Source organism: Streptomyces sp. NPDC000594, from assembly GCF_040299965.1.
GTDB lineage: Bacteria > Actinomycetota > Actinomycetes > Streptomycetales > Streptomycetaceae > Streptomyces.
The window spans coordinates 1-10787 of the sequence record NZ_JBEPCY010000065.1 but is presented as its reverse complement, the minus strand read 5'-3'; the positions used below and the strand labels follow the sequence as shown (position 1 = coordinate 10787).

Genomic DNA, 10787 nt, shown 5'->3' with positions numbered 1-10787 from the left:
GGGCGCCGCCCGGCCCCCCGGGGGCGCGGCGCGGGGGGCGCCCGTGCCCCCCCCGCCCCCCCCCGCCACCGGGTGCCGGACCGCCGTCAGCGGCCCGGCACACGATCTAGGACGCCGGGGGCAGCAGGGCCTCCAGCAGCCCGCGCAGCCGGGTGGTCCGGGGCGGGGCGGGGACCTCGGCCACGGCGCGGGGCAGTGCCTGATCGACTCCATGGACCACGGAGAGATGACGCTCGCCCCGGCCGAACGCCGTGTACACCCAGGGGCGGCTCAGCCCCGGTGCGGCGTCCCCGGGCAGCACCACCACGGCGGCGGGCCAGCGCACCCCCACCGCCTGATGGGCGGTGAGCGCCCAGCCGTGCCGGACCGTACCGGCCACCCGCTCCCTCGGTACGGTCACCCGCTCACCCGCACAGTCCAGATGGAGCCCCGCCGCGTCCGCCGAGACCACCGTGCCGGGCACGGTACGGCCGGGGGCGGGGGAGTGCGCGACCCGGTCGCCCCGGTCGAAGCCGCCGAACCGGCCGGGGCCGGGGTTCAGCCGCTGCTTCAGCGCCGCGTTCAGCGCGCGGGTGCCGGCGGCGCCGCCATGGCCGACCGTGATCACCTGGGTCTGGTCGGCGGGGACCCCGATCGCCCTCGGCACCGAGTCCGCCACCAGCTGCACCGTCCGGTGCACGGCCTCGCCCGCGTCCCGCACCGGGACCACCACGACCTCCTTGCCCGGCGCGGACACCGGGTGCAGCTCCCCGATGCCGATGCCCGACACCAGCTCGCCGATCGGGCCCGGGTCAGGGGTCCGGGAGACCACCCGGGGACAGACCGCGGCGGCCAGCAGATCTCCGAGGACCCGGCCCGCACCCGCCGGGGCCAGCTGCCCCGGGTCACCGCTCAACACCAGCCGGGCGCCGTCCGGCAGCGACTCCACCAGCACCGTGGCGCTCTCCACATCCAGCAGCTGGGCGTCGAGCACCACCAGCAGATCCAGTGCGAGGGCGCCGTCCGCGTCCCGGCCCGGACCCTGGGCGCCCGAGAGCAGCCCCGCGACGGTGACCGCCGCCGGGCCCACCGCGCGCCGGCCGTGCTCGCCGTGGACCGCGACCACCGGGGAGAGCCCCAGCTCCGCCGCGGCCCTGGCCAGCGCCACCGGCTCGGCACGGGCCGCCTCACCACCCGTGTGGACGACCAGCCCGCTCAGGGCGACGGCCCGCACCAGATCGGTGGGCCGGGCGGCCTCCCAGCGCTCGTCGGGGCCGGAGCGGGCCAGCCGGGCCAGACCGTCCGCCAGGCTCTCCTCGGCGAGCGCGTACCGGTCCAGGCCCAGCAGCGGCGGCGCGCCGGCGCCGCTCTCCGCGCCCGGCTCCCCGGGGTCCGGCTCCGGCCCGTCCGGTGCCTGCTGATCCGACCCGGTCGGGTCCGCCGGGTCCGTCCCGTCCTCGGCGCCGTCCTGGAAGACCAGGACGACACCGTCGGCGATCACCTGCTGGAGCGCCGCGTCCGGGTCCGGGACCCGCCACTCGGCCAGCGCCGCACGGACGAGGGAGGCCTCCAGCGCCGTATGCCCCTCCAGGGCGGCGCGCTCCAGCCGCCGGATCACCAGCGCCGCCGTCCGCCGCTCGTCACCGGGCCCGCAGCCGTCGCCGAGCAGTGCGCGGGCGAAGCCGTCGGCCTGCTCGGGGCGTACCTCCTCCACCGCGAGCAGCCGCCAGGGGTCCTCCCGCAGCAGCCGGGCCGCAGGCTCGCCCAGCACCTCGGCGGCCCGCTCGGCCAGCCCCTCGGGGGCACCGCCCTCGGCGAGCACCGCACGGACCGCCGCGACCGCCTCGGAGGTGACCGCCGGGGCCTGCGGGGGCCGCCGGTCCGCCGCCATGGGCCGGTCGCCCCGGGCGGGGGCCGCCACCGGGGGCGCGGGCCGCTCGGGAGCGGGGGCGAAGAAGGCGCTGCCGGACTTCTCCCCGCTCTCCACCGCGCGCACGGCGGCGAGCAGATCCGCCGCCGTCCCGCTGAGCCCGGCCCCGCTCGCCACGGGGGCCTCCCGCTCGGCCTTCCGCCGCTCGATCCGCTCCCGCAACTCCCGCTGCGCCGCCAGCTCGGCCTGCGCCTCGCTCGGCGCGTCACCGCCGTCGGCTCCCTCACGCGCCCCAGCCTCGGCATCGGCCCCGCCCGGCTCCGCCTCTCCGGTGCCGTCCCCGGCGGGCTCCGCCGGGGTGCTGTCCCCCGCCTTGACCGAATCGGCCTCGCCGGTGGCGCCGGGGGTCTCCGTCTCCTCGCCCCCGCCCGTGCCCGGCGCATGGCCGTCCCCGTCGTCGGGCCCGCCGGCCCCGGTCCCGCGCGGCTCCGCCTCGCCAGTGGTGTCCTGGCCTGCCCCGTCCGTGCCGGTGCTGTCCCCGGCGTGCTCCGATCCGGTCCCGGGGGTGGCCTCCCCGCCGGTCGCCCCGGTGGTGTCCGCGTCCTCCGTGGGTTCGCCGCCGGCTCCGGTGGGCTCCACCGAGGGGGCGGCCGTATCCGCCCCGGCCGGCTCCGGGCCGTCGGTCGTGTCGGTCTCCGGGTCGGTGTCGGTGTCGGGCCGGTCCGGTCCGGTGCCGTCCCCGTCCGCTCCGGCCGGGCCGTCGGCCCTGTCCGTCGCGGCCGTAGTCGGGTCCGGGGCCGCCCCGGTGGGTGCCGCCCCGGCGGGCACGGGGGTGTCCGCGTCGGACGGGGTGATCGTCACCTTGGGCTCGGCGCCGGGGCGGGAGCCCCGGGAAGACGCGGTCACAGCGTGCTCCAGTCGTGATCGGGATAGTGGTGCACAGGCGCCGACACATCGTCCAGCGCCCGGCAGATCTCGTCAGGAAGCGTAAGCGCCTCCACTGACAGCGCCGCCGACAGCTGGCGCGCGTTGCGGGCCCCGACGATCGGGGCCACCACGCCGGGCCGGTCCCGCACCCAGGCGAGCGCGACCTGGAGGGCGGTGGTCGCCAGGCCGTCCGCCGCGGTCAGGACCGCCTCCACGATCCCGTCCGCCGTCTCGTCGAGATAGGGCTCGACAAAAGGACCCAGCAGCTCGGAGGCGCCCCGTGAGTCCGACGGAGTGCCGTGCCGGTACTTCCCGGTCAGCACCCCGCGCCCCAGTGGCGAGGAGGGCAGCAGCCCTATGCCCAGGTCGAGCGCGGCGGGCAGCAGCTCCCGCTCCACACCCCGCTGGAGCAGCGAGTACTCCATCTGGGTCCCCGCCAGCCGGGCCCGCCCGCCCGGCGCGGCCAGCTGCCAGGTGCCCGCCTTGGCCAGCTGCCAGCCGCAGAAGCCGGCCACCCCCGCGTACCGCGCCCGCCCGCTGGAGACCGCCGTGTCCAGCGCCGCCAGGGTCTCCTCCAGCGGGGTGTGCGCATCGAAGCCATGGATCTGCCAGAGGTCCACATGGTCCGTGCCCAGCCGGGCCAGCGAGTCGTCCAGCGCCGCCAGCAGATGGCCGCGCGAGCCGTCGAACCGGCGGTCGGGGTCGGGCACACTGCCCGCCTTGGTGGCTATGACCAGATCCCGCCGGGGCACCAGCCGCTCCAGCAACTGCCCCAGGACGTACTCCGCGTCCCCGCCCCCGTACACATCCGCGGTGTCGACCAGGGTGCCGCCCGCTTCCCAGAAGACCTTCAGCTGATCCGCCGCGTCATGCTCATCGGTGTCCCGGCCCCAGGTCAGGGTGCCGAGCCCGATCCGGGACACACGCAGGCCGGTCCGGCCGAGATGCCTCTGCTCCATGAGCGTCGAGACTACTGGCCGCCGCCCCGCGAACAGAGGGCCTGTGGACAACCCCGCGCCGCTGTGCCCCCGTATCCGACCCCCTGTCGCGGGGGCCCCCGCCGCGTTAGAGTCCCGGGACCAAGACGTTACTGATGAGTAAGAGGAGCGGTCATGCGGCTCGGCATCAACCTCGGCTACTGGGGCGCGGGAATGGACGGCGACAATCTCGCGGTCGCTCAGGAGGCCGACCGGCTCGGCTATGACGTCTGCTGGGCCGCGGAGGCGTACGGCTCGGACGCGCCGACCGTCCTCGCCTGGGTCGCCGCGCAGACCGAGCGGATCGATGTCGGCTCGGCGATCCTCCAGATCCCGGCCCGTCAGCCCACCATGACCGCCATGACCGCCGCCACCCTCGACTCCCTGACCGGCGGCCGGTTCCGGCTCGGCCTCGGGGTCTCCGGCCCCCAGGTCTCCGAGGGCTGGTACGGCGTCAGGTTCGACAAGCCGCTCGCCCGCACCCGTGAGTACGTCGAGATCGTCCGCCGCGCCATGAGCCGCGAACGCCTCACCCACCAGGGGGAGCACTGGACCCTGCCGCTGCCCGACGGCCCCGGCAAGCCCCTCAAGCTCACCGTCCACCCCGAGCGCGAGCACATCCCCCTCTACATCGCCGCGATCGGCCCGAAGAACCTGGAGCAGACCGGCGAGATCGCCGACGGCGCGCTGCTGATCTTCCCCGCCGCCGACCATCTGGAGGCCACCGCGATCGGCCCGCTGCGGGCCGGGCGCGCGAAGGTGGGGAAGACCATGGAGGGCTTCGACGTCTGTCCCACCGTGCCGCTGGCCATCGGCGACGACGTCACCGCCCTCGCCGATATGTTCCGCCCCTACACCGCCCTGTACGTCGGCGGCATGGGCAGCCGCAAGCAGAACTTCTACAACCAGCTCGCCCGGCGCATGGGGTACGAGAAGGCGGCGGCGGAGATCCAGGACAAGTACCTCGACGGGGACAAGGACGGCGCGGCGGCGGCCGTACCGCATGAGCTGATCGACTCCACCACCCTGCTCGGGAGTGTCGACCGGATCGCCGACGGGATGCGGGCCTACGCCGAGGCCGGGGTCACCACCCTGACGCTCGCCCCCGCCGGATTCACCCGGGAGGACCGGATCGCGGCGGTACGGGCGGGCACCGAGGCCCTGGAGCGCGCCGGGCTCGCCTGACGGAAGACGGAAGCCGGCCGGGAGAACGGGAGACGGAAGAGGGACGGGAGACGGGGGGCGGACCCCGGGGCGCCGTGCCCCGGGGTCCGTCCCCCGTTCGGCGGAGCGGAGCCGCTCAGCTGTTGCCCGTCCGGTCCCCGCCGCCTTGACTCGTCTCCAGGGTGTCCTCGGGTGTCCCCAGGAGGTGGCAGTGATGCTCTCGGCCCGTGGCCTGTTCCAGGAAATCATCGACGACGACCGTGCCTTCCAGCTCTTCTGCTCCATCGCGGCCAGCGGTGAGGCCCAGGGCGGCTGGGAGAACGGGCGGATCGCCGCCCTTGTCCCCGACCGGATGCGGACCCTCGCCCCCCGGATCGCCCGCCACGGCGCCGACGAGGACAAACACGGCCGGATCTTCAACGCGCTGCTGCGGAAGCGGGGACTCGACCCCGTACCGGTGCCCCCCGAGACCGACTACACGATGCTCCTGGAGCGCCGGGGGATCGGTCTCGCCCATGACAAGCTGCGCCGCGAGGAGCCCCTCACCGAGCAGGACATCCTCGTCTATCTCTCCCACAGCAGGGTCACCGAGCAGCGTGCCGCCGACCAAATGGAGATGCTCGTCCGCCACTTCGGGGACCATCCCGAGGTCGGCAAGGCCATCCGGATGATCAGCAACGACGAGGACAACCACCTCGCCTACTGCCATGAGGAGCTGCTCGGGCTCGCGGCCGCCGGGCACGGCCGCGCCATCCACCGGGTGCTCCGCGAGTGCGCCCTCGCCGAGAGCGCCGTCTACCGCACGGTCAGCCTCGCCGTCATGGACCACATCGGACGGCTGCTGCGCTGGCCCCGGGCCAAGTCCACCGTGCTCGCCGCCGGGATCCACGGGATGTACGGGTACGAGAGGCTCGGCGGCTGGCACCGGATGATCAGCCTCACCATGCCCGAACGGCGCGGTGCCCTCGACGGCCCGCCTCCCGCGACGGTCCCCGCCGTCTGAGACCGGCCGTCTGAGACCGGCCGGGCCGTCTGAGACCGGCCGGGCCGTCCGAGACCGACCGGGCCGGCGCCCCGGCCCCCGGAGTGGACCCCCGGGGCGCTGGTCAGAGCCAGCCCCGCCGTTTGAACAGCCGGTACAGCCCCCACACCGCGCCCGCCATCAGCAGCAGCACCGCCGGATAGCCGCCCACCCAGCCCAGCTCCGGCATATGCGCGAAGTTCATCCCGTAGATCCCCGCCACCAGCGTCGGTACCGCAGCCATCGCCGCCCAGGCCGAGATCTTGCGCATGTCGTCGTTCTGCTGGACGCCCTGCTGGGCCAGATGTGCCGTCAGGATGTCCGACAGCAGCCGGTCCAACCCGTCCACCTGCTCGTTCACCCGGGTCAGATGGTCGCCGACATCCCGGAAGAAGAGCCGGGCCCGCTCGGGGATGTACGGCACCGGGGTGCTCTCCAGCCGCTCCATCGGCTCCGTCAGCGGCCCCGTGGCCCGCCGGAACTCCAGTACCTGCCGCTTGAAGCCGTAGATCCGCGCGGCCGTTCGCGGTCCGGCGGCACCCGAGCCCCTGTTCACCGGGGCGAACACCTCGGCCTCCAACTCCTCCAGATCCACCTGGAGTTCCCCCGCCACATCGAGATAGCGGTCCACCACCTCGTCGCCCACCGCGTACAGCACCGCCGCCGGACCGTGCCGCAGCACCCGGGGGTCGGCCTCCAGCCGCCGGCGCACCGCGGCCAGCGGGGCCGCCTCGCCGTGCCGGACCGTCACCACGAAGGAGTCCCCGAGGAAGAGCATCAGCTCGCCCGGGACGACCGTATGCCCCACCGGGTCGTACCCCACCGGCTTGAGGACCACGAAGAGCGAGTCCGCGTACACCTCCAGCTTGGGCCGCTGATGCGCGCGGAGCGCGTCCTCCACCGCCAGCGGATGCAGCCCGAACTCCGACCTGACCCGCTCGAACTCCTCGTCGGTGGGCTCGTACATCCCGATCCACAGAAAGGCGTCACCGCCCGCCCGGCACATCCCGAGGGCGTCCGAGAGATCGGCCGGACCCTCGGTACGGCGCCCCCCGCGATAGATGGCGCAGTCCACGATCACAGTGCGCATTCTCCCGCCGACCGGTCTCCCGCGCACGCCGGAGGGGTGACGTGGTTGTCCACAGGCGACCTTGTCCACAGGCCCCGCCGGTCCCGGCCGGAAGGGCCTACGCTGGCGGACATGGCCACCCTGATCCTCGTACGGCACGGACGCTCCACCGCCAACACCTCCGGGATCCTCGCGGGCTGGACCCCCGGGGTCCATCTCGACCCGCGCGGTGCCGAGCAGGCCGCCGAGCTGCCGCGCCGTCTCTCCGCCATCCCCATAGCCGCCGTGGTCAGCAGCCCCCTGGAGCGGTGTGTCCAGACCCTGCGCCCGCTCCTCGACGCCCGGCCCGCCCTGGAGCTGCGGACCGACGACCGGATCGGTGAGTGCCACTACGGCGACTGGTCCGGCCGCAAGCTCAAGGAGCTGGCCGGGGAGCCGCTGATGGAGGTCGTCCAGCAGCACCCCTCCGCCGCCACCTTCCCCGGCGGGGAGAGCCTGCGCGCCATGCAGGCCCGCGCCGTCGACGCCGTCCACGACTGGAACGAACGCGTCCGTACCGAGCACGGCGAGGACGCCGTCTATCTCATGTGCTCCCACGGCGACATCATCAAATCCCTGGTCGCCGACGCCCTCGGTCTCCACCTCGACCTCTTCCAGCGGATCCATGTGGAGCCCTGTTCCGTGACCGCGATCCGCTACACCCGCACCCGGCCCTTCCTGCTCCGCCTCGGCGACACCGGCGGCCTCACCGACCTCGCGCCGCACGGCTCCGGACCGGACGGTACGGGGGAGGCGGTCGTCGGCGGCGGAGCGGGCGCGCCGTGATCGCGGGGCGCAGTAGGGTGGAGCGCGCCGTACAGGTCGTCGCCGAGTCTTCAGGGAGAGAGCGTGTCCCGTCAGGTATTCCTCTATGACCCACCGGACCGATTCGTCGCCGGTACGGTCGGGCTGCCTGGGCGCCGTACATTCTTCCTCCAGGCGTCGGCCGGCGGGCGGACCACCAGCGTCGCCCTGGAGAAGACGCAGGTGGCGGCGCTCGCCGAGCGGATCGACGAGCTGCTGGACGAGGTGGTGCGCCGCACCGGGGGAAACGCCCCGGTCCCCGCCGTCGCCCCCACCGACATCGCCGACACCGCCCCCCTGGACTCGCCCGTCGAGGAGGAGTTCCGCGTCGGCACCATGGCCCTGGCCTGGGACGGCGAGGAGCAGCGCATGATCGTCGAGGCGCAGGCCCTGGTCGAGCTGGACGCCGAGTCCGAGGAGGACCTCGCCGAGGCCGAGGAGCGGCTGCTCCAGGACGAGGAGAACGGGCCGCCCATGCTGCGGGTGCGGCTCACCGGGGCGCAGGCCCGCGCCTTCGCCAAGCGCGCCCTGGACGTGGTGAACGCCGGACGGCCGCCCTGCCCGCTGTGCAGCCTGCCGCTCGACCCGGAAGGACATGTATGCCCGCGTCAGAACGGATACCGGCGGAGCGTCTGACCCTCCCGCTGGAGCTGCTCGCCCATGGGGAGCTGACCGTGCGCGGGCGGATCCGTGAGGCGTCCAACGCGGTGCTGTTCTGTACCGTCGCCCAGGACGGCGCCACGGCCGACTGTGTCTACAAGCCGGTCGCCGGGGAGCGCCCCCTCTGGGACTTCCCCGAGGGGAACCTCGCCCGCCGTGAGGTCGCCGCGTACGAGATCTCCGAGGCGCTCGGCTGGCGGCTGATCCCGCCCACCGTGCTGCGGGACGGCCCCTACGGCGACGGCATGGTGCAGCTCTGGATCGAGCCCGACCCCGAGGCCCGGCTGCTCGCCCTGGTCGACGGCGACGAGGCGGGCGACGGCTGGAAGGCGGTCGGCCCCGCCGAGGTGGGCGACGGGCGTACCGCGCTCCTCGTCCACGCCGACGACACCCGGCTGCGCCGGCTGGCGGTCCTGGACGCGGTGATCAACAACGGTGACCGCAAGGGGGGCCATCTCCTCCCGGCGGCCGGCGGGCGGCTCTACGGGATCGACCACGGTGTCACCTTCCATGTCGAGGACAAGCTGCGCACCCTGCTCTGGGGATGGGCCGGTGAACCGCTGACCGCCGAGGCGCTGGACGCCCTCGAAGGGCTCCGGGCCGCGCTCGCGGAGGGCGGGGAGCTGGCGGAGCGGCTGGGGCGGCTGCTCACCCCCGCCGAGGTGGAGGCGGTCCGTGCCCGGGTGGCGGGGCTGCGGGCGGGCGGTGTCCACCCGGAGCCGTCGGGGGAGTGGCCCCCCATTCCCTGGCCCCCGGTCTGACATCTGACACCTGGCACCTGACACCTGTCGCCGGCGCCGGGCCCAGCCCGGCACCGGCCGCGCCGGATCCCGCCGGCCCGGCGTGTTCGGGGACCCCCTGCGACCCGCATATCCCTGGTCATCGCGCAAGAGCGCGCAACCGGCCCGGCAGAGGTGATCCGGTTCGTAGACGGATCAGGTCTCCGGTTAGTCTCGATGCATGCATGCCTGGCCCGCTTCTGAGGTCCCCGCCCTGCCCGGCAAGGGCCGCGACCTCCGGATCCACTCCACCGCGACCGGCGCGGCGCTCACGCTCGCGCCCGGTCCCGTCGCCCGTATCTATGTCTGCGGCATCACGCCGTACGACGCCACCCACCTGGGGCACGCGGCGACCTACAACGCGTTCGACCTCGTCCAGCGCGTGTGGCTCGACACCAAGCGCCAGGTTCACTACGTCCAGAACGTCACCGACGTCGACGACCCGCTCCTGGAGCGCGCCCAGCGCGACGGGGAGGACTGGACCCTCCTCGCCGAACGCGAGACCGCCCTCTTCCGGGAGGACATGACCGCGCTCCGGATGCTCCCGCCGAAGCACTACATCGGTGCCGTGGAGGCCATACCCAGGATCGTCCCGCTCGTCGAACGCCTCCGGGACCTGGGCGCCGCCTACGAGCTCGAAGGGGACACCTACTTCTCCATCGAGGCCGACCCCCACTTCGGTGAGGTCTCCGGGCTCGACGCCGAGGCCATGCGGCTGCTCTCCGCCGAGCGCGGCGGCGACCCGGAGCGCCCCGGCAAGAAGAACCCCCTCGACCCGGTCCTGTGGCTGGCCGCCCGTGACGGCGAACCCCACTGGGACGGTGGCAGCCTCGGCCCGGGCCGGCCCGGCTGGCACATCGAGTGCGTCGCCATCGCCCTCGACCACCTCGGCATGGGCTTCGACATCCAGGGCGGCGGCTCCGACCTCGCCTTCCCCCACCATGAGATGGGCGCTTCGCACGCCCAGGCCCTCACCGGGGAGCACCCCTTCGCCCAGGCCTATGTCCATGCGGGCATGGTCGCCCTGGACGGCGAGAAGATGTCCAAGTCCCGGGGGAACCTGGTCTTCGTCTCGACGCTGCGCCGGGACGGGGTCGACCCCGCGGCCATCCGTCTCGCCCTGCTCGCCCATCACTACCGTGCCGACTGGGAGTGGACCGACCAGGACCTCCAGGACGCCGTGGCGCGGCTCGGCCGCTGGCGCGCCGCCGTCTCCCGTCCCGACGGGCCTTCGGCCGACGCGCTGGTGGAGGAGATCCGCGAGGCGCTGGCCGACGATCTGGACGCCCCGTCCGCGCTCGCCGCGGTCGACCGCTGGGCCGAGCGCCAGCGGGTGGAGGGCGGCGTCGAGGAGGGCGCGCCGGGTCTGGTCTCCCGGGCGGTCGACGCGCTGCTCGGCGTGGCGCTCTGACCCGGACCGCTCACGCGGATACGACGAACGCGGTGGTGGGGGGGGGGGGGCCGGGCCCCCCCCCACCACCCCAGAGCCCCCCCCCCG

General features: G+C 74.6%; 9 protein-coding genes. 6 read left to right on the top strand and 3 right to left on the bottom strand.

Translation table 11 applies throughout. From position 1 onward, the window contains the following. Window positions 1–106: 106 nt before the first annotated feature. Both ABT354_RS37650 and ABT354_RS37645 read right to left on the bottom strand, forming a co-directional pair. Window positions 107–2488, bottom strand: coding sequence for a helix-hairpin-helix domain-containing protein (locus ABT354_RS37650; RefSeq protein ID WP_351502513.1), 2382 nt, complete (start codon window positions 2486–2488; stop codon window positions 107–109). 263 nt (window positions 2489–2751) lie between these two features. Further along, a complete protein-coding gene (locus tag ABT354_RS37645; RefSeq protein WP_351502512.1) occupies window positions 2752–3735 on the bottom strand; it encodes an aldo/keto reductase in 984 nt (327 codons plus the stop codon). A 153-nt stretch (window positions 3736–3888) separates the two neighbouring features. On the opposite strand from ABT354_RS37645, the gene ABT354_RS37640 reads away from it, so the two are divergent. Together ABT354_RS37640 and ABT354_RS37635 are read left to right on the top strand one after the other, a co-directional pair. Continuing rightward, window positions 3889–4938 carry an LLM class F420-dependent oxidoreductase gene (locus tag ABT354_RS37640; RefSeq protein WP_351502510.1) on the top strand — a complete coding sequence of 350 codons (1050 nt, stop codon included), beginning with the start codon at window positions 3889–3891 and terminating at the stop codon, window positions 4936–4938. A gap of 193 nt (window positions 4939–5131) precedes the next feature. Then, a complete protein-coding gene (locus ABT354_RS37635) occupies window positions 5132–5920 on the top strand; it encodes a ferritin-like domain-containing protein (RefSeq protein ID WP_351502508.1) in 789 nt (262 codons plus the stop codon). A 103-nt stretch (window positions 5921–6023) separates the two neighbouring features. Here the strand turns inward: ABT354_RS37635 and ABT354_RS37630 are convergent, their stop codons facing one another. Continuing rightward, complete coding sequence (locus ABT354_RS37630) at window positions 6024–7028, bottom strand: magnesium and cobalt transport protein CorA (protein WP_351502506.1); 1005 nt, start codon at window positions 7026–7028, stop codon at window positions 6024–6026. Window positions 7029–7139: 111 nt separating this feature from the next. On the opposite strand from ABT354_RS37630, the gene ABT354_RS37625 reads away from it, so the two are divergent. From ABT354_RS37625 to mshC, 4 genes are all read left to right on the top strand, one after another. Next, window positions 7140–7832, top strand: coding sequence for a histidine phosphatase family protein (locus ABT354_RS37625; RefSeq protein WP_351502504.1), 693 nt, complete (start codon window positions 7140–7142; stop codon window positions 7830–7832). Between the two features lie 63 nt (window positions 7833–7895). Continuing rightward, window positions 7896–8486, top strand: a complete 591-nt coding sequence (locus ABT354_RS37620; RefSeq protein WP_351502502.1) for a DUF3090 domain-containing protein — start codon at window positions 7896–7898, stop codon at window positions 8484–8486. Beyond that, window positions 8450–9271: an SCO1664 family protein gene (locus ABT354_RS37615; protein WP_351502499.1), complete on the top strand. Its 822-nt coding sequence runs from the start codon at window positions 8450–8452 to the stop codon at window positions 9269–9271. The genes ABT354_RS37620 and ABT354_RS37615 overlap by 37 nt, the downstream gene beginning before the upstream one ends. 199 nt (window positions 9272–9470) lie before the next feature. Continuing rightward, window positions 9471–10700: a cysteine--1-D-myo-inosityl 2-amino-2-deoxy-alpha-D-glucopyranoside ligase gene (gene mshC / locus ABT354_RS37610; protein ID WP_351502497.1), complete on the top strand. Its 1230-nt coding sequence runs from the start codon at window positions 9471–9473 to the stop codon at window positions 10698–10700. The last annotated feature ends 87 nt before the right edge of the window (window positions 10701–10787 follow it).

Coding starts and splice junctions, on each gene's coding strand:
- ABT354_RS37645 (WP_351502512.1), bottom strand. CDS start 3,735: ATGGAGCAGAGGCATCTCGGCCGGACCGGCCTGCGTGTGTCCCGGATC.
- ABT354_RS37640 (WP_351502510.1), top strand. CDS start 3,889: ATGCGGCTCGGCATCAACCTCGGCTACTGGGGCGCGGGAATGGACGGC.
- ABT354_RS37635 (WP_351502508.1), top strand. CDS start 5,132: ATGCTCTCGGCCCGTGGCCTGTTCCAGGAAATCATCGACGACGACCGT.
- ABT354_RS37630 (WP_351502506.1), bottom strand. CDS start 7,028: ATGCGCACTGTGATCGTGGACTGCGCCATCTATCGCGGGGGGCGCCGT.
- ABT354_RS37625 (WP_351502504.1), top strand. CDS start 7,140: ATGGCCACCCTGATCCTCGTACGGCACGGACGCTCCACCGCCAACACC.
- ABT354_RS37615 (WP_351502499.1), top strand. CDS start 8,450: ATGCCCGCGTCAGAACGGATACCGGCGGAGCGTCTGACCCTCCCGCTG.
- mshC (WP_351502497.1), top strand. CDS start 9,471: ATGCATGCCTGGCCCGCTTCTGAGGTCCCCGCCCTGCCCGGCAAGGGC.